The sequence below is a fragment of the Dyella sp. OK584 genome, assembly GCF_057787755.1.
On record NZ_CM173542.1, the window covers coordinates 2,626,540 to 2,648,841 of the forward strand.

A 22,302-nucleotide genomic window follows, 5' to 3' on the forward strand; every position below is an offset into this window, starting at 1 on the left:
CACCCGCACAGCGGCTATCACCCGCGGCGGGCTAAAATAGGCGGCTTCCTCCTCCCCCTTGGAGTCTTTCATGGATTTCCGCTTTACCGAAGATCAGCTGTCCATCCAGTCCATCGCCCGTGATTTTGCGCAGAAGCGCATCGTGCCGGTGGCGGCCGAACTGGATGCCAAGGGCGAGTTCCCGCTGGACAACATTCGCGAGATGGGCCAGCTGGGTTTGATGGGCATCGAGGTGCCGACCGAGTACGGCGGCGCGGGCATGGACCCGATCGCCTACGTGCTGGCGATGATCGAGATCGCCGCGGCTGATGCCGCCACCGCGACCATCATGTCGGTGAACAACTCGCTGTTCTGCAATGGCATCCTCAAGCATGGCACCGAGGAGCAGAAGCAGAAGTACGTGCGCGCCATTGCCCAGGGCGAAGCCATCGGCGCCTATGCATTGACTGAGCCGCAGTCGGGCTCCGATGCCTCGGCCATGCACACGCGCGCCACCAAGGCCGCCAACGGTGATTGGGTCATCAACGGCAAGAAGAGCTGGATCACCTCCGGCCCCGTGGCGCGCTACATCATCCTGTTCGCCATCAGTACGCCGGGCATTGGCGCCAAGGGCGTGTCGGCATTCATCGTCGACACCCAGTTGCCGGGCTTCCATGCCGGCAAGACCGAGCCGAAGCTGGGCATTCGCGCCTCGGCCACTTGCGAAATCGAGTTCACCGATTACGTGCTGCCGAAGGAAAACCTGCTGGGCGAAGAGGGTAAGGGTTTCTCCATAGCAATGGGTGTGCTCGACGCCGGCCGTATCGGTATCGCCTCCCAGTCCGTGGGTATCGCACGTGCCGCCTACGAGGCCACGCTGCAGTGGTCGCGTGACCGCAAGGCGTTTGGCCATCCGATCGGCACGTTCCAGATGACCCAGTCAAAGATCGCCGACATGAAGTGCAAGCTGGACGCCGCCATGCTGCTCACGCTGCGCGCCGCCTGGACCAAGGGCGAGACGGAAAAGAAGGGTGGCCGCTTCGGCACCGAGGCATCCGTGGCCAAGCTCACCGCCTCGGAAGCAGCGATGTGGATCGCCCACCAGGCGGTGCAGATCCACGGTGGCATGGGCTACTCCAAGGAGATGCCGCTGGAACGTTACTTCCGCGACGCCAAGATCACCGAGATTTACGAAGGCACCAGTGAGATCCAGCGCATGGTGATCGCTCGTGCGGAAACCGGTTTGCGCTGAGCACATAGCCACACTGTTGTTTCTGGACGCCCGGCAGGTCACCTGCCGGGCGTTTCGTTTTCTGGGCAAGAGGCTTGTGTACCGGTCATCTGTCAGGCGGTGCCACTGGTTGACGAAAGGGAATTAAATCGCAAATACTTGCGATCAACCAGGGAATGGTCCCCCTCCAGCCAAGGACGGCGCCTTGCTTACTTTCTTGCTGATACTGGCCGTGATCCTGTTCCTGTCGATTGCGCCCGTGATGTACACGGCTCGCGCGCTTGGAGCGGGGAGGACCGGGATCGGCACGGTGCTCGGTGCGCTGCTACTGCAGTTCCTGCTGTCGAAAATCGTGGAGGCGGTGGTGGGGCACGGGCTGGTCGCGTTCCTGCTGGGTTTCATCGGAGGGGCGCTCATCATCCAGTTTGCCGTGGTGACGACGTTCAAGCGGGCGCTGATCATCAGCGTGGTGAGCTCGGTCATAGCCGTTGTTGGCATGCTGGTGCTCATGAAGCTGGTTGGTGGCAAGCCGGCCGACGATGCCGACCTTGCCATGCAGACGGTTGCGGCAATTGCCCGCCGCGCATGACCTCACGCGCTACTTCGATGAAGGCACGTCTGCCCGGCTGAACATGGCGATGGTCCGGATAGTGGACGACCTGGCGCGGACGAGGGCGTCCAGTCGTCGAGCATGCCGGTGAACCGATCAGCGGCGAGGCGCTCGGCGATCGGTCACGAGAAAGTGCCATCCGGGTAAGCCGCTTTTCACGGCCGTCTCAGACTTCAGGCAGGATAGCTGCGGGCCGATACAGGTTCGGCGCCCGCGTCGCCTCACTAGCCAAGCGAGAATCTGCCGCCATGATGGAAGTCGAAGCCAAGCTGCAAGACGAAAGCATGGTCTACAAGACCCTGCTGGAATCCACCAAGGCCATTCCCTGGCGGATCCAGTGGGACAGCATGGCGTTCTCCTATATCGGTCCGCAGATTGGAGAGTTGCTCGGCTGGGAACCGGCGAGCTGGGTCAGCGTGCAGGACTGGGTGGACCGTATTCACCCGGAAGACCGGGACTGGGCGGTCGATTTCTGCGTGGCGCAATCCAAGGCTGGCATCGACCATGAGGCGGATTATCGTGCGCTGTGCAAGGACGGCAGCTACGTGTGGATTCGCGATGTGGTGCACGTGGTACGCCGGGACGACGGCAGCGTGGATGCGCTGGTCGGTTTCATGTTCGACATCAGCGAGCGCAAGCGCACCGAGCAGCGCCTGATCGAACTGCAGCGCGAGCTGGAAGCGCTCTCGTTCAAGGACGGCCTTACCGGCATAGCCAACCGACGACGTTTCGATGCCGTGCTGGAAGAGGAGTGGGGCAACGCGCGGCGGAGTGGGCAGCCGCTGTCGCTGCTCATGCTCGATATCGACTATTTCAAACAGTACAACGACCACTACGGTCATGTGCAAGGCGACTACTGCCTCAAGTTGGTTGCCAAGGTGCTGGAGAAGGCGGTGCGCCGCACGCACGATTTCCTCGCGCGTTTTGGTGGCGAGGAGTTCGTGCTGGTGTTGCCGGAAACCGACGCGGCCGCCGCGCAGCGGGTGGCCGAACGTTGCCAGGAGTTGATCGCGCAGGAATGGATACCGCACGAGCGCTCGATGGCTGGCAAGGCATTGACCCTCAGTGTGGGTGTGGGCACGGTTGTGCCGTTGCCCGCCGACGAGCGACTGGCTTTCCTCGAACTAGTCGATCGCCGGCTGTACCAGGCCAAGTTGCGTGGCCGCAACGCGATGGTCAGCAGCGACGACTGATCTTTTGCCAGTTGGCGAGCATGAAAAAGCCCCGGTCTTGCGACCGGGGCTTTTTGTTTGCAGCAGTGATGCGTGTGCAGTTACGAGCCGCGACGTGGGTCGGAGTCGAATGGCTGCATGTCACCCGACGCCCCCTGCGGTGAGTCGCCGCCGGGGTTGCCGGTTGCCGCGCCGCCCTGAGCGTGACGGATAGCGTGCGATGCCTCGTCCAGCTTGTCGCCCAGCAGGCGGCGTACCGTGACGTAGAACACCGGGATCAACAGCAGGCCCAGGAAGGTGGCGAACAGCATGCCGCCGATCACGCCGGTGCCGATGGAGTGACGGGAGTTGGCGCCAGCACCGGTGGAGATTGCGAGCGGGAACACGCCGAGGATGAAGGCGAAGGAGGTCATCAGGATCGGCCGCAGTCGCTGGCGGGATGCCGTGACAATCGACTGGTACAGCGAATTGCCCTGTTGCTGCTGCTCCACCGCGAACTCCACGATCAGGATCGCGTTCTTCGCAGCCAGGCCGATGACGGTGATCAGGCCGATTTTGAAGTACATGTCGTTCGGCAGGCCACGCAACATCGAGAACACGACGGTGCCGAGCAGGCCAAGCGGCACCACCAGCAGCACGGCAACCGGAATCGACCAGCTCTCGTACAAGGCGGCCAGGCACAGGAACACGATGAAGATCGACAGCACCATCAGCAGCGTTGCCGAATTGCCGGCCAGGATTTCCTGGTACGACTGGCCGGTCCAATCCGCGCCGAAGCCCTTGGGCAGGTCGTTGGTAACGATGCCCTGCAAGGCGGCCATGGCCTGGCCGGTGGAATAGCCCGGAGCCTCGCTACCCACGATTTCCACCGCGGCATAGCCGTTGTAGCGAGTCCGCGCGGGCGAGCCTGTGTCCCACTTGGACTGCACCACGCTCGAGAGCGGAATCATGTTGTACGGATTGACGGTGGACGCGCTGGTGGAGCCGCTCGAAAGGCTGCTTGGCGAGTAGAGGTGTTGCAGCGCTTCGGGGCCCATGCGGTAGGGCTGGTCGGCCTGCATGTAGACACGCTTCACGCGGCCGCCGTAGACGAAGTCGTTGACGTATACCGGAGCCAGCGCCAGCTGGATGGCGGTATAGACGTCGCTGACGGACAACCCCATCGACTGGGCCTGCACGCGGTCCACCTTCAGATCCCACTGCGGGGCATCAGGCAGCGAGTTGGGGCGTACGCCGAACAAGGCATGGTTGTCCTTGGACTTGGCGAGCGTCATGCCCATCGCCTGCATCAACTCGTCATGTGACTGACCGGCACGAGCCTGCAGGTACATATCGATGCCGCCGAACTGGCTGAGGCCGCGGATGGTCGGCAGGTTCACCACGAAGATCTGCGCATCGCGGATGCCATGCAGCACGCCGTTCGCCTGCATGATGAGTTCGTCAGCAGTGATCGAGCGCTCGCTCCAGTCCTTGAGCTTGATGAAGGCCATGCCCGTGCTTTCGCTGTTGCCGACGAAGCTGAAGCCGCTGATCTGGTACATGCCGACGATGGCGTCGTTGAGCGGGCTCTGCTTGAGGCGCTCGCGCATCTCGGTCATCACTTCCTGGGTGCGATGCAGCGTGGCACCCGGAGGCAGGCTCACGATGGCCAGGGCAAAGCCCTGGTCCTCGCTGGGCACGAAGCTGGTCGGCAGCCTGGTGTACAGCACGCCAGCCAGCGCCACGACCAGGGCGAACACCATCATCCAGCGGGGCGCATGACGTGCCGCACTGCCGATGTGGCCGCTGTAGGTATGCGTCACCCAGTCGAACAGGCGGTTGAACCCGCGGTAGATGATGTTTTTCTTGTGCTCGTGTGTCGGCTTGAGGATGGTGGCGCACAGCGCTGGCGTGAAGGACAGCGCGAGGAACGCCGAGAAGCCCATCGACACCGCGATGGTCAGCGCGAACTGCTTGTAGATCACGCCCGATGCACCGGGCTGCAGTGCGGACGGCACGAACACCGCTGCGAGCACCACGGTGATCGCCACCACGGCGCCGGTAATCTGGCCCATCGCCTTGCGTGTCGCTTCCTTTGGCGAGAGACCTTCCTCGGTCATGATGCGTTCGACGTTCTCGATCACCACGATCGCGTCGTCCACCACAATGCCGATGGCCAGCACCATGCCGAACAGGGTCAGCTGATTGATGGTGAAGCCCATGCCGATCAGGCCCACGAAAGTGCCCAGTAGGGCGACCGGGATCACGAGGGTAGGGATGATGGTGGCGCGGAAGTTCTGCAGGAAGATCAGCATCACCAGGAAGACCAGGATGATGGCTTCAACCAGCGTATGCACCACTTCCTGGATGGAGATCTTCACGAACGGGGTCGTGTCGTAGGGCGCGAACCAGGTGACGCCTTCAGGGAAATCCCTGGACAGTTCGTCCATCTTCGCGCGAACCGCCGTTGCGACGTCGAGCGCGTTGGCGCCCGGCAGCAACTGCACGCCGAGGCCGCCGACCTGCTGCCCGTTCCAGGTGGACGCCAGGCCATAACTCTGCGGTCCGAAGCTGATGCGCGCCACGTCGCTGAGCTTGACCACCGTACCGTCGCTGTTGGCGCGCAGGATGATGTTGCCGAACTCCTCCGGCGAGGAGAAACGACCCTCGGCGGATACCGTGGCGGTGAAGCCCTGGTCGCGCGGGGACGGATCGGCACCCAACGCACCGGCGGCGAACTGCACGTTCTGCGCGGCGACGGCGTTGCGCACGTCACTGGCGGCAAGGCCATAACCCTGCAACCGGTCCGGGTTCAACCAGATGCGCACGGCGTATTCGGAGCCGACCAGGAAGGTGTTGCCCACGCCGGGAATACGGCCGACCTGGTCCGACACCTGCGAGGCGATGATGTCTGCCAGACGGCCGCCATCGATCCCCGGATTGGTCGACACCAGCGACACGAACATCAGGAAGTCGGGATTGTTCTTGGCCACCACGACGCCCAGCTGGGTCACAGCGGTGGGCAGGCGCGGCTGGGCCAGCTGCACCTTGTTCTGCACCTGCACCTGGGCGATGTCCGGGTTAGTGCCGGTCTCGAAGGTCAGGGTGATCGACGCCGAGCCGTTGGAGCTGGACGACGAGCTGAAATACAGAAGATGGTCGATGCCGGTGAGCTGTTGCTCGATCACCTGCGTGACGTTCTTCTCTACGGTATCGGCGTTGGCGCCGGGATAGGTCGCCTGCACCACCACCTGCGGCGGAGCGATGTTGGGGTATGACTCAATACCCATGTTCAGCACCGAGATGGTGCCGACGAGGGTGATGAGAATGGCCACCACCCAGGCAAAAATCGGGCGGTCGATAAAGAAACTCGGCATGTTTGTCGACTCCTTTACTGCTTGCCGGCAGCAGGTTTGGTGCTACCTGCCGGCCCCGGCTGTCCCTGGCCGCCGGTCTTTTGGCCTGGCTGCCACGGTGCAGGCTTGGCGGGTGCACCCGGCTGCACGGTCTGCAGCCCCGAGACGATGACCTGGTCGCCATTGGTCAGGCCGCCAGTGACGATCCAGTTGCCGGCAGCCATATTGTCGGCGGTGACGTTCTTGCGAACGACCTTGCCGTCCTGGCCGACAACCAGCGCATAAGCACCAGCGACATCGCGGGCGACACCCTGCTGCGGAATCAGGTACACGCCCTGCTGCTCGCCGAGATTGGCGGTGATGGTCACGTAGGTGCCCGGTAGTAACCGGTGCTGGGGATTGGGCAACTGCGCACGCAGGCTCACCGCGCCTGTGGTCGGATCGACCGTGGCGCCGGAGAAATCCAGGGTGCCGTTCTGGTCGAACTTGCTGCCGTCGGGCAGGGTGACCAGCACGGAGGTTTTGTTCTGGTCAGACAGCACGACTTTGCCGGCCGTCTGCGCTGACCGCAGGCGATCGAGGTCGGCGGAGCTGACGGTGAAGTTCACATACAGCGGATCGAGCTGGTCGACGGTGGTCAGTAGGGTCGAGCTGGAGCCGGTATCCGCGGCGCTGTTGCCGACGATGGCACCTTCGGTCAGCTGCTGCTGCCCGGCACGGCCGTCGATCGGCGACGTCACGCGGGTAAAGCCCAGGTTGATGCGCGCGCTTTCCACGGCGGCCTGGGCCTGTTTCACCGACGCAGCGCTGCTGCGCTCGTTGGCTTCGGCGGCGTCCAGGTCGGACTGCGAGACGTAGTTCTGGGGGCGCAGCTGGCGGAAACGCTCGGCTGTCTTGTGGAAGTTCACATAGGTGGCTTGCGCCGAGGCAAGGTTGGCCTGGCTGGAACTGAGTACGGCCTGATACACCGACGGCTCGATTTCAAACAGCACCTGGCCCTGCTTGACGTCGGTACCTTCCTGGTAGACGCGCTTGAGCAGCACCCCTGACACACGGGCGCGCACATCGGCGCTGCGATAGGCCGACAACCGGCCCACCAGGTCCTTGGTCAGTGGCGTGCTCTGCGGCTGAGCCTTGACGACGCCTACTTCCGGCGGGGGCATCTGGGCCTGGGCTTGTTCCTTGCCTTTGCCGCAGGCGGCCAGTGAGAGCAAGCCAAGGCACAACAGTGGTGTGCGCAGTGACGTGGACTTCATGTGGGCTCCATCTCTTCTTAATGTGGTCGGGGGATACGACGCGCCGACGCCATTCCAGGCGACGACAAAGTGTCGGGTTTGCATCGAGCACACGACACCCCGCAGGTCCTCAGACCCCCTTGGAGGGGCATGGGACGGGAGCGGGGCGGGGCAGCCATGGCTCAATGTCAAAAGCAGACAAGCTTGGACTATACCGTACAGTTTAAAATTTGTAGAGCTTGTCGTCCTGCCTCCTGGCTGCTCTTCAGGTGTTCCCGGCAGCGCCCGGGGAGAGGCTGCTACGGCGGTTGCTGTCCCCATGTCCATACCAGGGCTAGCAATTTTGGCTTAGATGCGTGAAGGGAGAGTGTCGGTATTCATGCGGGGGCTTACTGACACTCGTCGGAGATCTTGCCAGCAACGCCTGGGTCCGGCCTGTGCCAATGGTTCGGTAGGGCGAACGTCATATGCCAAGTGATCTTGCCTCGACGCGCCCGGAAGAAATCCATCGGGGCGCAAGGTGACATGACGGTTACGGATCTCGCATGGGGGTGGATCGATCCGCGGATTCGGATGCCATTTCTCTGCATCGCCCAAATACCATTCGCTTGTTGCGTCGCAACGGATCATGGGTTTCGTTTTCGCGACATACGCACTGGTATTGCCAGTGACTTGAGCGTTGCTCCTCGTCGCGTGGATAGAGGAAACATACGATGGCGACAGCTTTTCCTGCTCTCACGCGCCTGTTGAAAAAGCCGCGGGTGGTGGTTTTCAAAGTGCGCCGGGGCTCATCATCAAACTCTGCTGCAAGGGCGTCATGGCTTGCCGCCAGCTGAAGTGGTCTGGTAGCAATGCTGGATAAGGCCTGACGTGAGGCGTATCCTTTTGAGGCTTTTTTTGCCTCATTCCGTCTCCCCAAAACAGTAGATGCCATGAACGCGATTCGTGCGGCTAGCAACAGCTCGTTCCCCACTGTTGTTCTCGAAGAACTGAAGCAAAGCGGATTTTCCCCCCAGCGCCTTGATGAGGCGCAATTTTTTATCAACGCTTTCTTCGCGCGTATCGCGGATGGCGATCTGGGGCTTCACACCGCCGCCGAATGGGCCGCGTTGATTGCCGACCTGCTGCAATTCATACAACAACGTCAGGCGGGGCGTGCCTCCGTTCGCGTGATCAATCCGGCCACAGGCCATGCCGGTCGCAGCTACATCCAGGTTGTCACCGACGACATGCCGTTCCTGGTGGATACGGTTTCCATGGTGGCGGCCGAGCAGTTGCAGATCCATGCCGTGATTCATCCGGTGGTCGATGTAACGCGCGATGCCACGGGCAAGCTGCTCAAGCTCGGCGCCGAAGACGTTCACCCCGAGTCGGTGATGCACTTTGAAGTTGATCGCGTCGCAGGCGAGGCCGAGCAGGTCGCGCTGAAGTCGAAGATCGAGGCAGCGCTGGAAGACGTGCGCACGGCCGTCAGCGACTGGGGAAAGATGCGCGACAAGGCATTGGCCATTGCCGCCGACCTACCGCTGCGGCAGTTGCCGATCGACGCGGCCTCGGTGAAAGAGGCTGCGGAATTCCTTCGCTGGCTCGCCGACGACAACTTCACCTTCCTTGGCTATCGCGAATACGAAGTCACCGAAACCGATGGCGAGGAAGTGCTGCGCGCGATCGAGCCCTCGGGCATGGGCATACTGCACAGGAGCGAGCGCTCGCTGGCTCCGCGTTCATTGCGCACGCTGGTGGCGCATGAGCTGCCGCAGTCCGGCTCCACCGACGCGATCATCCTGACCAAGACCAACGCGCGCTCGCATGCGCATCGTTCGGGCTATATGGATTACGTGGGCGTGCTCAAGTTCGACGCCAACGGCAAGCCCGTTGCCGAGCAGCGTTTTCTGGGTTTGTTCTCCTCCAATGCCTATATGGCACGCCCGCAAGACGTGCCGCTGGTGCGTCAGAAGTATGAGTCGGCGATGGCCCGCTCGGGTCTGAAGCGCGATTCTCACTCGGGCAAGGCACTTCGCCACATTCTGGAAACGCTACCGCGCGATGAGCTGTTCCAGAGCAGCGAGGACGAGCTCTACACCACCGCGATGGGCACGCTTGAATTGCGCCAGCGCGCACGCACGCGCCTGTTCATCCGTCGTGACCGCTATGGTCGATTCGTCACCTGCATGGTTTACGTGCCGCGCGATCGTTTCAACACGTCGGTGCGCGAGCGCATCGAGGCGCTGCTGCGTGATGCCATGCGTGGCGAGCACCTCGACTCGTCCGTGCTTATGGGCGAGGCTGCGCTGGTGCGCCTGCATGTCGTGGTGCGCCCCAAGATCGGCGACCAGGTGCAGTACGACGCGGCCGAGCTCGAAAAGGGCGTGGCGTCCATTGTGCGCAACTGGTACGACGACGTGCGCGATGAACTCGTGCGCACGCTGGGCGATCACGATGGTGTGGTGCTGGCCAATCGCTTTGCCAAGGCTATGCCTGCCGGCTACATGGAAGATGTCACGCCGTCGGCTGCCGCGGAGGACATCTGCCAGCTTTCGTTGCTCAAGGGTGCCGATGCGGTACGCATGTCGTTCTATCACCCGGCGGCACGCCCGGAAGAACTGCGCTTCAAGATCTACCTCAGCGGCGGCGACATCGCGCTGTCCGAAGTGCTGCCTCAGCTGGAGAACCTCGGCCTGCGCGTGCGGACCGAGCATCTGTACGAAGTGGACGTCGACGGCACTACGCTGTGCATCCAGGACTTCGAGGTGCAGACCACCGGTAGCCTGACTTTCAGCGTGGAGCAGGTTGGTACGCTGTTCGAGGATGCCTTCGAGCAGATCTGGCGCGGCAATGCCGAGAACGACGGCTTCAACCGTCTGGTGCTCGGCGCCAAGCTGAGCTGGCGCCAGATTGCCATGCTGCGCGGCTACTGCAAGTACCTGTTGCAGACGGGCGTGGCGTTCTCTCAGAGCTACATGGAGGATGCGTTCAATCACTATCCGGCCATTGCCGGCTTGCTGGTGGAAATGTTCCTGGCCAAGTTCGATCCGCGCCGCGAGCAGTTGTCGACCGACGAGCTCAAGCGCGCCGGCTCTCTGTTGGCGGGCGAGATGCAGGCACTGATTCCCGAATCGGTACGTGCCGCGCATCCGGGTCTCATCGACGGCCTTATCGGCTCGCTGTCCAAGCCGCGTGACCAGCAGGTCGCCGTGGTGGAAGAAGTCATCGGCACGTTGCTGGAGACTGTCTCCAGCCTGGACGACGACCGTATCCTGCGCAGCTTCATGTCGCTGATCCGTTCCACCCTGCGCACCAGCTTCTTCCAGCAGTGGCAGGGCGCCTACCGCAGCTACATCAGCTACAAGTTCGATTCGCACCGCGTGCCCGAGCTGCCCAAGCCGGTGCCGTATCGCGAAATCTTTGTCAGTGCGCCGCGCGTGGAGGGCATCCACCTGCGCTTCGGCTCGGTGGCGCGTGGTGGCCTGCGCTGGTCCGACCGCCGCGAGGATTTTCGCACCGAGGTGCTGGGCCTGGTGAAGGCGCAGATGGTGAAGAACACCGTGATCGTGCCGGTCGGTTCGAAGGGTGGCTTCTTCGTGAAGCGTCCGCCGGTGAATGGTGATCGCGACGCGCAGCTGGCTGAAGGCATCGCCTGCTACCGCATGTTCATCAGCGGCCTGCTCGACATCACCGACAACCTGATCGAAGGCAAGATGGTGCCGCCGCATGACGTGGTGCGCCACGACAACGACGATCCGTACCTGGTGGTGGCGGCCGACAAGGGCACGGCGACGTTCTCCGATATCGCCAATGCCATTTCCGTCGAGCATGGTTTCTGGCTGGGCGACGCGTTCGCTTCGGGCGGTTCCAACGGTTACGACCACAAGGGCATGGCCATCACCGCCAAGGGCGCGTGGGAGTCGGTGAAGCGCCACTTCCGTGCACTGGGCCGTGACAGCCAGAGCCAGGACTTTACTTGCGTGGGTATTGGCGACATGTCGGGTGACGTGTTTGGCAACGGCATGCTGTTGTCGCGTCACATCCGCCTGCTGGCGGCGTTCGACCATCGCCACATCTTCCTCGACCCGAACCCGGATACCGCACGCTCCTTTGCCGAGCGCGAGCGCCTGTTCAAGCTGCCGCGTTCGAGCTGGGACGACTACGACAAATCGCTGATTTCGGCCGGCGGTGGCGTATACCCGCGCACGCTGAAGTCGCTGCCGATTTCGCCGGAAGTGCGTGCCGTGCTGGGCCTCAAGCCCGAGGTGACGCAGCTGGCCCCCAACGACCTGCTCAGCGCCATTCTCAAGGCGCCAGTGGACCTGTTGTGGAATGGCGGCATCGGCACCTATGTGAAGTCCAGCGCCGAGACGCATGCCGACGTGGGTGATCGCGCCAACAATGCGCTGCGCGTCAACGGTACCGAACTGCGCTGCAAGGTAGTGGGCGAAGGCGGCAATCTGGGCTTCACCCAGAAGGGCCGCATCGAAGCCGCCCAGCATGGCGTGCTGCTCAATACCGACTTCATCGACAACTCGGCCGGCGTGGACACCTCCGACCACGAGGTGAACATCAAGATCCTGCTCGGCGATGCGGTACAGCGCAACGAGTTGACCACGGAGCAGCGCAACACGCTGCTGGCCAGCATGACCGACGAGGTCGGCCAGCTGGTGCTGTGGGACAACTACCGCCAGAACCAGGCGATCACGTTGATGGAGCACCAGTCGGTGCACCGCATCGGCTCGATGGCGCACTTCATCCGCATGCTGGAATCCGAAGGCCTGCTCGATCGCCAGGTGGAGAATTTGCCGGGTGAGTCCGAGCTGACCGAACGCAAAAAGCGTGGCGTTGGCATGACGCGTCCGGAATTGTCGGTGCTTCTCTCGTACGACAAGATCAAGCTGTACCAGCAGCTGCTCGACTCGGACGTGCCGGAAGATCCGTATCTCTCCAAGGAGCTCGTGCGCTACTTCCCAGAGCCGCTGCACGACAAATACGCCGACCACATGCAGCGTCATCGCCTGAAGCGCGAAATCATCGCCACGGCCGTGACCAATTCCACCATCAACCGCATGGGCGCTACCTTCATGCTGCGCATGCAGGAAGACACGGGGCAGGGTCCGGCAGCCATCGCCAAGGCGTATACGGCGGCACGCGAAATCCTCGGTGCTCGCGAGCTGTGGTCGGACATCGAAGCGCTGGACAGCAAGGTGGCCGAGGGCACGCAGATCGATGCGATCCTGCAGATCTGGTCGCTGCTGCGTCACATGACGCGCTGGCTGCTCAATCGCCCAGGCGGCACGCTGGACATCAACGCCAACGTGGAGCGCTACCAGACCGGCGTCGTGGAGTTGCGCGCGGCATTGCCGGACGCACTGACCGAAACCGGCAAGGCGGACTTCACCACCAGTCAGGAGAAGTGGGAAGGTCTCGGCCTGCCGCCGGAACTCGCGCTGCGCCTGGCTCGCATCCCCGAGCTGCGTGCCATGCTCGACATCGTCGAGGTGGCACAGCAGAGCGGCCAGCCGATCGGCAAGGTGGCCAGCGTGTTCTATGAGTTGGGCGAGGCGCTGGACCTGGAATGGCTGCGCAGCCAGATCGAGGCACTGCCGGTCGAGGGTGCCTGGCACGCGCAGGCCCGCGGTTCGCTGCTGGACGAGCTCAACCACCAGCATCGCGCGCTGGCGCTGCAAGTGCTATCCATGACCGGTGGCGCAAAGGATGTCTCGCCGGTTCAGGCATGGCTGCAGCGTGACGATGCCACGCTCAAGTACACCCGCAACATGCTGGCGGAGATCCTCACCCAGAACGCGGACTACCCGATTGCCTCGGTCGCCGTCCGCCGCCTGGCCCAGCTGGCGCAGGTGCCGGTGACACAGTAACCCCGGCGAAGCTGTAATGATGAACGAAGGGCGCAAACCGGCGACGGTCTTGCGCCCTTCGTCCATCTAAGTTCAACTGAGGGCCTCATCTTTCCACCGATGTCAGGCCCTATGCGCTTTGCCTTCGTCGCCAGCGACACCAACGTTGCCCAGCAGGCCCGGCGCAAGTTCACCGATCGCTACGGCGACGATCCGCCCGAACAAGCCGATGTCATCATCGCGCTGGGTGGTGATGGCTTCATGCTGCGCACGTTGCATGCGTATCGCGCGCTGCCGGCACCGGTGTACGGCATGAAACTGGGGCGCGTCGGCTTTCTGATGAACAAGCATCGGCTGGATGAGCTGGGGCCGCGCATCGCGCGGGCGCATGCCGCCGTGCTCTATCCGCTGGAGATGCGGACCATCGATGCCGAGGGGCAGGTACATCACGCCCTGGCGTTCAACGAAGTCTCGTTGCTGCGCCAGAGCAACCAGGCCGCGCATCTGGAAGTGAAGCTCAACGATACGGTGAAGCTCACTACCCTCGTATGCGACGGCATTCTGGTATCCACGCCGGCGGGTTCCACAGCTTACAACTTGTCCGCACATGGGCCGATCCTGCCGCTGGATGCCAACGTGCTGGCGCTCACTCCGATTAGCCCGTTCCGGCCACGTCGTTGGCGTGGAGCGATCCTGCCGCATCGCACCCTGGTGACCATGCGTGTGCTCGACCCGGGCAAGCGTCCGGTCAGCGCCACTGCTGACTTCCACGAGGTGCGAGACATTCGTGAAGTGCAGATCCGCCAGTCCGAAGGGCAAGGCGTGCGCCTGCTGTTCGACCCGGAGCACAACCTGGAGCAGCGCATCCTGGACGAACAGTTCGCACCGGATTGAGTGGGTCATGTTGGTTTTGTTCGTCATCCCAGCGAAAGTTGGAGGCGCTCTACAACAGCCGAAGGGCTGGTCACACAGCGTCTTCTTTTGCGCAACAAACCGCACGGGATCACAGCTTTCGCCGGGATGACGAGCTCGAGCCCCGCCGCTCGACTCATCTTCACGCGCTACTCGCCTTTTGCGCTAGATTGACCGTCATGAACCGCCCCGCCCACGACGTCCACGATCCTTCTTCGGCCGGTGACAACCGGCTGGTGGTGGCCATTTCCTCGCGTGCCCTATTCGACCTGGGCGACAGCCATTCGCTGTTCGAACGCGATGGACTCGATGCCTATCGCACGTTCCAGATCGAGCACGAGAACGAGATCCTAAAACCGGGCGTGGCGTTTCCGCTGGTGCAGAAGCTGCTTGGACTGAACAAGCTTGCCGGCGACGTGCCGCCGGTGGAAGTGATCCTGTTGTCGCGCAATTCGGGTGACACGGGCCTGCGCATTTTCAACGCAATTCAGCATTACGGGCTGGAAATCAGTCGCGCAGCCTTCACCAGTGGCGCGCCGACTTCCGATTACATTGCGCCATTCAAGGCAGATCTGTTCCTGTCCGCCAATGCCGAGGACGTAGGGCGTGCATTGGTGGCCGGCGTAGCCGCCGCCACCATCCTTCCTTCGGTGGCGCCGCCGCGTGCCACCGAACAACTGCGCATCGCTTTCGACGGTGACGCCGTTATCTTCGGTGACGAGGGTGAGCGCGTGTCGCGCGAGGAAGGCTTGGAGGCGTTCCATCGCAGCGAGCGCGAGCTGGCCGACGAGCCGCTGTCGGTCGGACCGTTCCGTGGCTTCCTCACTGCTGTGCATCGCCTGCAGGCAGCGTTTCCGGCAGAGGATTCACCAATTCGCACGGCCCTCGTCACGGCGCGCTCCGCTCCGGCACATAAGCGCGTGATCCTCACCTTGCGCCGCTGGGGCGTGCGTATCGACGAGGCACTGTTTCTGGGTGGACGCGACAAGGGGCCGTTCCTCGACGCTTTTGGCGCCGACATCTTCTTCGATGACTCACCGGCCAACGTGGAGTCGGCACGCCAGCATGTGGCGACGGGCCATGTGCCGCATGGTGTGAGCAACCGCTGATCGCGATTACGGCACCGAGTGGCCCTTGCTGGCCGTCCAGATCGCGTACCAGTCTTCCGCATCCAGTTCTACGTCCAATGCAGCGACGGCATCGCGCAGCCCTTCGATGCGGCCAGTGCCGGTGATCGGATGAGGGCGCGAGGGGTGCCGCAGCACCCAGGCGAAAGCGAGGGTGGTCAGGCTGATGCCGCAGCGCTCCGCGATGATGGTCATTTCGGCACGCACGCGCAGGGCTTGCTGGTCGTTTCCCGTGAACAGACGCCCGCCGCTGAGCGGCGACCAGATCATCGGACGTAACCCATGCTGTTGCGCCTGGTCGAGCGTGCCGTCATCCAGCGCATCCATCTGCAACGGTGATAGTTCCAACTGGTTGGTGACCAGCGGATGCTGCTGATGAAGCAACCCGAACTGGCTGGCGCTGTGATTGGACACGCCCCAGTGCGCCACCTTGCCCTCGCGGGTGAGCATGGCAAATGTTTCGGCGAGAGCGGCCGCGTCCATCAGGTAATCGGGGCGGTGGATCAGCACCAGGTCGAGCTGTTCGGTATGCAGGTTGCGCAGTGACTGTTCCACCTGCGTGCGCACGTAGGCAGCCGAGCTGTCGTAGTAGTTGATCCGGTACGGACGCTGCGCCGAACGCAGGCGGATACCGCACTTGGTGATCAGTTGCAGGCGATCGCGCAACGCGGGCGCTGCCTTCAGGGCCTCGCCAAACTGGGCCTCGGCCTGATAGTCGCCATAGATGTCCGCATGATCGAACGAGGTGATGCCCAGTTCGAGCGCCTGCTCGATCCAGCGCACACGCTCGGCCACGCTGAGATTCCAGGCGGTAATGCGCCACAGGCCGGCGACGATGGGAGACATGGCAAAGCCGGTGTTGGAAACGAATGGGGATGTCATGGCGGAAGCGGGCACCGAAATGGATGGGGAGTTTGCCGAGCGGCGGTTGCGAGTGCCAGTCGTGCAGGTGGCGAGATCACACCATCTTGGTCCGCCGCCACCACGAGGTGACCTTCTCCTCGCGCACCAACGTAAACAAGCCCGAGCCCAGAATGAGCGCAATGCCGATAAGCATCGGCCAGTCGAGCCCATCGCCGAACAACCAGTAGCCGAAGCCGATGGCCCACAACATCTGGCTGTACTGGGTGGGGGCGACGCGATTGGCGGGCGCGTGATGGGTGGCCAGCATCAGCAGCACACCGGCCAGGCCAGCCAACAGCCCGTAACCTGCAAGCAGGAACCATTGGTGCAGATCCGGCCAGATGAAATTCGAAAGCATCAGTAGCCCGCCGCTTGCCAGCGGTCCGATCACGCCCGCGCCATAGAGGCTGATGCGCTTCTCATGCGGCCCCGCCATGCGCAGCGCCACCACTGACACCGCGCCGGAGAGGCCACAGGCCATCGCCGCGAAATGCCCTGCGCCAAGCACGCGAAAGCCTGGCCGCAGTACCACCAGCACGCCGATGAAGCCGACGATCACCGCTGACCAACGTCGCCAGCCCACGTGTTCCTTCAGAAAAATCACGGACAGCAGCGTCACGAAGATCGGCAGCAGGAAGATCAGTGCAAATGCCTCGGCCATCGGCAGCGCGGTGAACGCCATCACCGCGGAGATGTTGCAGATGGCACCGGTGATGGCGCGAATCCACCACAGTCGCGGCTTGCGCGCGTGGAACACGTCGAGGTAGCTGTCGTCCGGTTTGCGGATGAAGGGCAGGGCGCTGAGCATCAGCACCGCGCCGAAGAACACCGCCTCATAGGCAGGCAAGCTGCCGTGCAGCGATTTGACGAACGCGTCGCTGATCGCATAAGCCGCGTAGCAGGCGAAGCCGAGGAGTACACCTTTGAACATGGAGGGTCCGGCGGGGGAGCGGGCTTGCTCGTCATCCGGCGCTCGCCGGGATCGAAGGCCTTGGCGACGGAGCGGAAAGACGCTGAGTCCCAGCCTTCGCTGGGACGACGGGAAGGCGCATGGTCCCACAGCGCGCCCTGGTCGCCTACCCGGGCCCTGCTGCACTCCGCCGTGACCCGCCCGGGCAGGCCCGCTAGAATGAAGGTTTGCCCCCAGTCACGGAACTCAAGCATGTCCGCTCGCCTGAATCCCCTAGATCTCTACGACGTCCGCTCGCTGCTTTCCGACGAGGAGCGCATGGTGCAGGACACCGTAGGTCGCTTTGTCGATGAGAAAGTGCTGCCGATCATCGGCGATTGCTTCGATCAGGGTCGCTTTCCGAAGGAGCTGGTGCCCGAGATCGCCAACCTGGGCTTGCTGGGCGCCACCCTGCCTGAGAAGTACGGCTGCGCCGGCATGAACGGCGTGAGCTACGGCCTGATCTGTCAGGAGCTTGAGCGCGGTGATTCGGGCCTGCGCAGCTTCGCTTCGGTGCAGAGCTCGCTATGCATGTATCCCATCTACGCCTACGGCACCGAAGAGCAGAAGATGCACTACCTGCCGAAGATGGCGGCGGGCGAGATCATCGGCTGCTTCGGCCTCACCGAGCCGCACGGCGGTTCGGACCCGGCCAACATGAAAACCCACGCCAAGAAAGACGGCGGCGACTGGGTCATCAATGGCGCCAAGATGTGGATCACCAACGGCAACGTCGCGCAGATCGCCATCGTGTGGGCGCAGACCGAGGACGGCATCCAGGGCTTTATCGTGCCCACCGACACCAAGGGTTTCACCGCGCAGGAAGTGCACAAGAAGATGAGCCTGCGCGCGTCGGTCACCTCCGCGCTGTTCTTCGACAACGTGCGCGTGCCCGAAGCCAATCGCCTGCCGAACGTGAAGGGCCTCAAGGGCCCGCTCGGCTGCCTCACGCAGGCGCGCTACGGCATCGCCTGGGGCCCGATTGGCGCCGCGCAGGCCTGCCTGAAGGAAGTGCTCGACTACACGCAGGAGCGCATCCTGTTCGGTCGCCCGCTGGCATCCAACCAGGCCGTGCAGCTGAAGTTGGCCGAGATGGCTCGCCGCATCACCATGGCGCAGCTGCTGTCGCTGCAGCTGGGTCGTCTCAAGGACGCCGGCAAGATGCAGCCGACGCAGGTGTCGCTGGCCAAGTGGAACAACTGCCGCATGGCCATCGACATCGCGCGTGAATGCCGCGACATCCTCGGCGGCGCTGGTATCACTACCGAGCATGTGGCGATCCGCCATGCGCTCAACCTGGAATCGGTCATCACCTATGAAGGCACCGAGACGGTGCATCAGCTGGTGGTGGGTCGCGAGCTGACGGGTATCAACGCGTTCTGATTGTCATGGTCGTCGCCCGGCTTTCGTCGGGACGACGACCAGGATTCACCAGCGTCGTTGAGAGGCTGCGCGGAATGAGCTGGCAAGACATTCGTATCGAAACCGATCGCCTGATCCTGCGGCCGACCATGGCGGAGGATTTCGAAGGCTGGGCGGCGCTGATGGGGGACGAGGAAAACTCGCGCCATATTGGCGGCCCACAGCCGCGCGCCACCGCGTGGCGGAGTTTTCTCTCCATGGCAGGCGCCTGGACCATCCAGGGGTTTGCCATGTTCTCGGTCATCGAGAAGGCCAGTGGCCGCTGGGTAGGGCGCTTGGGTCCGTGGGTTCCGGAAGGTTGGCCGGGCACCGAGGTGGGCTGGGGCATCCTGCGCGAAGCGTGGGGCAAGGGCTATGCCACCGAAGGTGCCGTGGCAGCGATCGACTGGGCTTTCGACGAACTCGGTTGGACCGATGTGATCCACACCATCGCTCCCGACAATACCGCCTCACAAGTAGTGGCGCGCAAGCTGGGCTCGACTTTGCGAGACCCTGGGCAGCTACCAGCGCCGTTCGAGCATCTGTCCGTGGAAATTTGGGGGCAGACCCGCGACGAATGGCAGCGTCGACGCGCATGAGTCATGTATCGCCCACGCTGTATCGAACGCTGGCGCGGATCGTTCCCGATCTGTACGTGCATTGCCTCGATCCGTGGTGCCTGATTGGCAGCGCCGCAGCACTGTTGGCAGGCGCCGACGTAAGCGTGGCCGATGTGGATGTGCTGGTATCGCGCGACGATGCCGAACGCCTGATGGCGCTGTGGGCTTCGCAGCGCGAACACGTCTATGAACCCGCTGGTGCCGAACGTTTCCGTTCGCATTTCGCACGTTTTGATTTTCCAGGCATGCCGGTTGAAGTGATGGGCGGCCTTGAGCTCAACGCTGGCGACAGCTGGCAGCCGGTGCAGGCAGGGCGACTCACGTTGGTTGGCCTGGACGGTATGGCGGTGCCTGTGCCGGCCATTTCCGAACAGATCCGCATACTCGAAAGTTTTGGACGCGAGAAGGATCGATTGCGTGCAAGCTTGCTGCAGGCTCTTCCTTCCTCTCCCCTCCGGGAAGAGGACTGAGGTGAGCCACCTGAAGGTGGTAAAGGGCGGGTGCTCGCGATGATGTGTCCACGAAGCGTGCTTCGAACTGGCCTTTTCGCAAGATTGGCCCCTCACCCCAACCCTCTCCCCTCCGGGGAGAGGGAGCACGAGCTCCGTACTGGCGCGTGCGCCGTACCCAACTCGATAATCCCTAAATTGCCGCTTGTCGCGGCCGTTCGTTGACGAGACCTGTAGCCACCATGACCGCCATTCCGTACTCCCTCACGGCACGCCACAAAGGTTTCAACCGCGCCGAGATCGTCGACCAGAACTTCACCGAATTCGTGCAGTTGTGGCAGGGCGACATGCAAGAGCCGCATGGCGATCATTCGCCGGTGCTGCCGGGCAGCACGCTCGACGCGTGTGGCTTTCGCGAGCTGCTCGAATCCCAGCTGATCAGCCGCCACCTGGATCTGATGGCGCGTGTGCTGCGCGTGCAGAACAAGGTGTTCTATACCATCGGCTCCAGCGGCCACGAAGGCAACGCGATGGTGGCGCGACTCACGCGTCATACCGATCCAGCCTTCCTGCATTACCGCTCTGGCGGCTTTATGGCCGAACGCTTCCGCAAGTTGCCGGGCATGGACCCGGTGATGGATTCGGCGCTGTCGTTCGCCGCAAGCATGGACGACCCGGCTTCCGGCGGCCGCCACAAGGTATGGGGCAGCAAGCCGCTTTGGGTATTGCCGCAGACGTCCACCATCGCTTCGCATTTGCCCAAGGCACTGGGCACGGCCATCGCCATCGAGCAAGCGCGTCGCATCGGACACAAGCTGCCGATTCCCGACGACAGCATCACGGTGTGCTCGTTCGGCGATGCTTCGTCCAACCATGCCACCGCGCAGACCGCGTTCAACGCTGCCGCATGGACGGCCTACCAGAAACTGCCGGCACCCGTGCTCTACGTGTGCGAAGACAACGGCATCGGCATCTCGGTGAAGACACCTAACGGCTGGGTAGCGAACAACTTCCGCCATCGTGCCGACCTCGATTATTTCTACGCTGATGGTCTCGACCTGGCCGAGGGCTACGCGCAGGTGCAACAGGCGGTGGAGCATTGCCGCCACACGCGCCGTCCCACCTTCCTGCATCTGAGGACGACGCGCGTGATGGGACACGCCGGCACCGATTTCGAGATCGAGTGGCGCAGCGTGGAGGAATTGTTTGCAGTGGAAGCAGGCGATCCACTGCTGCGTTCGGCCGAGATCGCGTTGTCATCGGGCCTGTACACGAAAGAATCGTTGCTCGCCTTGTACGAAGCCACACGCAAGCGCTGCTTCGAGGCCGCCGAGGATGCCGACCGCCGTCCGCGCCTGACGTCGCTCGAAGAGGTGATGAAACCGCTGGCGCCTTACACCCCGGCGGCAGTGAAGGCAGAGGCCGAGCGCACGGACTACCAGCATCGTCGCATCGCCGCTTTCGGTAGCGAGGACAAGCTACCCGAGAAGCAGCCGCCACGTCATTTGGCCATCCAGATCGGCCAGGCGTTGCACGACATCATGGCGAAATATCCCGAGTCACTGCTGTTCGGTGAGGACGTGGCGCAGAAGGGCGGCGTGTATACCGTCACCAAGGGCCTGCACAAGGCATTCAAGAACACCCGCGTGTTCAATACGCTGCTGGACGAGACCATCATCCTGGGTCTAGCGCAGGGTTACGCCAACATGGGCATGTTGCCGATCCCGGAGATCCAGTACCTGGCATATTTCCATAACGCCTGCGACCAGATCCGCGGCGAGGCGGCCTCGCTACAGTTTTTCTCCAACGACCAGTACCGCAATCCGATGGTGATGCGCGTGGCCAGTCTGGGTTACCAGAAGGGCTTTGGCGGGCACTTCCATAACGACAACTCAATCACTGCGCTGCGTGATATTCCGGGCCTGATCGTGGGTTGTGCCAGCCGTGGCGACGACGCGGCGAACATGCTGCGCACGCTGGCGGCTCTCGCCAAGGTGGACGGTCGCGTCTGCGCGTACCTGGAACCCATCGCGCTGTACATGACCAAGGATTTGTACGAGGCCGGTGACGGCCAGTGGCAGTTCGCCTATCCCGCACCGGGCGAAGCGATGTCGTTGGGCGAAGGGCGTGTATACAACGAAGGTGCGAACGACCTGGTGGTGTTTACCTTCGGCAATGGCGTGCCGATGGCCTTGCGTGCGGTGCGCACCATCGAGGCCGAACTCGACTGGAAGATTCGCGTGGTGGATCTGCGCTGGCTGGCGCCTCTCAACAATGCCTTCATCGCCGCGCAGGCAAAGTCGGCCAAGCGCATCATCGTGCTGGACGAAGGCCGGCGCAGCGCAGGCGTGGGCGAGGGCATCATCACCGCCATCGTGGAAGGCGGTAGCGGCGCCACGCCGTTGCAGCGCGTGGTGGGCGCCGACACCTACACGCCGCTTGCCGGCGCTGCACTGCTGGTGTTGCCGGGCGAGGCGGACGTCGTCGCGGCGGCTCGCAAGCTGGCCTGATCGAAAGCGCGTAGCGCGTCGGC

Annotated in this window: 14 protein-coding genes; 10 read left to right on the top strand and 4 right to left on the bottom strand. The window is 63.0% G+C overall.

Going from position 1 to position 22,302, the window contains the following annotated elements:
- The first annotated feature begins 70 nt into the window (after nt 1-70).
- The 3 genes from AC3CBN_RS11755 to AC3CBN_RS11765 all read left to right on the top strand — a co-directional run bounded on the left by AC3CBN_RS11755 (nt 71) and on the right by AC3CBN_RS11765 (nt 3,013).
- Nucleotides 71-1,231 (top strand): acyl-CoA dehydrogenase family protein, encoded by a 1,161-nt coding sequence (locus AC3CBN_RS11755; RefSeq protein ID WP_488633209.1) that lies wholly within the window; start codon nt 71-73, stop codon nt 1,229-1,231.
- 211 nt (nt 1,232-1,442) lie between these two features.
- Nucleotides 1,443-1,799, top strand: coding sequence for a hypothetical protein (locus tag AC3CBN_RS11760; RefSeq protein WP_488633210.1), 357 nt, complete (start codon nt 1,443-1,445; stop codon nt 1,797-1,799).
- Between the two features lie 269 nt (nt 1,800-2,068).
- A complete protein-coding gene (locus AC3CBN_RS11765) occupies nt 2,069-3,013 on the top strand; it encodes a diguanylate cyclase (RefSeq protein ID WP_488633211.1) in 945 nt (314 codons plus the stop codon).
- Between the two features lie 80 nt (nt 3,014-3,093).
- Here AC3CBN_RS11765 and AC3CBN_RS11770 read toward each other — a convergent pair whose 3' ends face one another.
- Together AC3CBN_RS11770 and AC3CBN_RS11775 are read right to left on the bottom strand one after the other, a co-directional pair.
- Nucleotides 3,094-6,348, bottom strand: coding sequence for an efflux RND transporter permease subunit (locus tag AC3CBN_RS11770; RefSeq protein WP_488633212.1), 3,255 nt, complete (start codon nt 6,346-6,348; stop codon nt 3,094-3,096).
- Between the two features lie 14 nt (nt 6,349-6,362).
- Nucleotides 6,363-7,583, bottom strand: coding sequence for an efflux RND transporter periplasmic adaptor subunit (locus AC3CBN_RS11775; RefSeq protein WP_488633213.1), 1,221 nt, complete (start codon nt 7,581-7,583; stop codon nt 6,363-6,365).
- A 911-nt stretch (nt 7,584-8,494) separates the two neighbouring features.
- Between AC3CBN_RS11775 and AC3CBN_RS11780 the strand changes: the two genes are divergently transcribed.
- From AC3CBN_RS11780 to AC3CBN_RS11790, 3 genes are all read left to right on the top strand, one after another.
- Complete coding sequence (locus tag AC3CBN_RS11780; protein ID WP_488633214.1) at nt 8,495-13,429, top strand: NAD-glutamate dehydrogenase; 4,935 nt, start codon at nt 8,495-8,497, stop codon at nt 13,427-13,429.
- Between the two features lie 111 nt (nt 13,430-13,540).
- On the top strand, nt 13,541-14,302 hold the full coding sequence (locus AC3CBN_RS11785; protein ID WP_488633215.1) for an NAD kinase: 762 nt from the start codon (nt 13,541-13,543) through the stop codon (nt 14,300-14,302).
- 197 nt (nt 14,303-14,499) lie between these two features.
- Complete coding sequence (locus tag AC3CBN_RS11790; protein WP_488633216.1) at nt 14,500-15,429, top strand: 5'-nucleotidase; 930 nt, start codon at nt 14,500-14,502, stop codon at nt 15,427-15,429.
- 6 nt (nt 15,430-15,435) lie between these two features.
- On the opposite strand, the gene AC3CBN_RS11795 is transcribed toward AC3CBN_RS11790, so the two are convergent.
- Both AC3CBN_RS11795 and AC3CBN_RS11800 read right to left on the bottom strand, forming a co-directional pair.
- Nucleotides 15,436-16,329: an aldo/keto reductase gene (locus AC3CBN_RS11795; RefSeq protein WP_488633217.1), complete on the bottom strand. Its 894-nt coding sequence runs from the start codon at nt 16,327-16,329 to the stop codon at nt 15,436-15,438.
- A gap of 76 nt (nt 16,330-16,405) precedes the next feature.
- Entirely contained in the window at nt 16,406-17,281 is an 876-nt protein-coding gene (locus AC3CBN_RS11800) for a DMT family transporter (RefSeq protein WP_488633218.1), read from the bottom strand.
- A gap of 231 nt (nt 17,282-17,512) precedes the next feature.
- On the opposite strand from AC3CBN_RS11800, the gene AC3CBN_RS11805 reads away from it, so the two are divergent.
- The 4 genes from AC3CBN_RS11805 (at nt 17,513) to AC3CBN_RS11820 (ending at nt 22,279) form a co-directional block, all read left to right on the top strand.
- Nucleotides 17,513-18,682 (top strand): acyl-CoA dehydrogenase family protein, encoded by a 1,170-nt coding sequence (locus tag AC3CBN_RS11805; protein WP_488633219.1) that lies wholly within the window; start codon nt 17,513-17,515, stop codon nt 18,680-18,682.
- A gap of 74 nt (nt 18,683-18,756) precedes the next feature.
- Complete coding sequence (locus AC3CBN_RS11810) at nt 18,757-19,299, top strand: GNAT family N-acetyltransferase (RefSeq protein WP_488633220.1); 543 nt, start codon at nt 18,757-18,759, stop codon at nt 19,297-19,299.
- Nucleotides 19,296-19,790: a nucleotidyltransferase family protein gene (locus tag AC3CBN_RS11815; protein ID WP_488633221.1), complete on the top strand. Its 495-nt coding sequence runs from the start codon at nt 19,296-19,298 to the stop codon at nt 19,788-19,790. The genes AC3CBN_RS11810 and AC3CBN_RS11815 overlap by 4 nt, the downstream gene beginning before the upstream one ends.
- 221 nt (nt 19,791-20,011) lie before the next feature.
- The gene (locus AC3CBN_RS11820) at nt 20,012-22,279 is read left to right on the top strand and encodes a thiamine pyrophosphate-dependent enzyme (protein WP_488633222.1); all 2,268 of its coding nucleotides are present in this window, start codon (nt 20,012-20,014) and stop codon (nt 22,277-22,279) included.
- Nucleotides 22,280-22,302 lie beyond the last annotated feature (23 nt).

Excerpts from the sequence above, each read along its gene's own strand:
- AC3CBN_RS11820 (WP_488633222.1), top strand. The coding sequence starts at position 20,012 with ATGACCGCCATTCCGTACTCCCTCACGGCACGCCACAAAGGTTTCAAC.
- AC3CBN_RS11805 (WP_488633219.1), top strand. The coding sequence starts at position 17,513 with ATGTCCGCTCGCCTGAATCCCCTAGATCTCTACGACGTCCGCTCGCTG.
- AC3CBN_RS11800 (WP_488633218.1), bottom strand. The coding sequence starts at position 17,281 with ATGTTCAAAGGTGTACTCCTCGGCTTCGCCTGCTACGCGGCTTATGCG.
- AC3CBN_RS11785 (WP_488633215.1), top strand. The coding sequence starts at position 13,541 with ATGCGCTTTGCCTTCGTCGCCAGCGACACCAACGTTGCCCAGCAGGCC.
- AC3CBN_RS11810 (WP_488633220.1), top strand. The coding sequence starts at position 18,757 with ATGAGCTGGCAAGACATTCGTATCGAAACCGATCGCCTGATCCTGCGG.
- AC3CBN_RS11790 (WP_488633216.1), top strand. The coding sequence starts at position 14,500 with ATGAACCGCCCCGCCCACGACGTCCACGATCCTTCTTCGGCCGGTGAC.
- AC3CBN_RS11770 (WP_488633212.1), bottom strand. The coding sequence starts at position 6,348 with ATGCCGAGTTTCTTTATCGACCGCCCGATTTTTGCCTGGGTGGTGGCC.
- AC3CBN_RS11765 (WP_488633211.1), top strand. The coding sequence starts at position 2,069 with ATGATGGAAGTCGAAGCCAAGCTGCAAGACGAAAGCATGGTCTACAAG.
- AC3CBN_RS11815 (WP_488633221.1), top strand. The coding sequence starts at position 19,296 with ATGAGTCATGTATCGCCCACGCTGTATCGAACGCTGGCGCGGATCGTT.
- AC3CBN_RS11775 (WP_488633213.1), bottom strand. The coding sequence starts at position 7,583 with ATGAAGTCCACGTCACTGCGCACACCACTGTTGTGCCTTGGCTTGCTC.
- AC3CBN_RS11755 (WP_488633209.1), top strand. The coding sequence starts at position 71 with ATGGATTTCCGCTTTACCGAAGATCAGCTGTCCATCCAGTCCATCGCC.
- AC3CBN_RS11795 (WP_488633217.1), bottom strand. The coding sequence starts at position 16,329 with ATGACATCCCCATTCGTTTCCAACACCGGCTTTGCCATGTCTCCCATC.
- AC3CBN_RS11780 (WP_488633214.1), top strand. The coding sequence starts at position 8,495 with ATGAACGCGATTCGTGCGGCTAGCAACAGCTCGTTCCCCACTGTTGTT.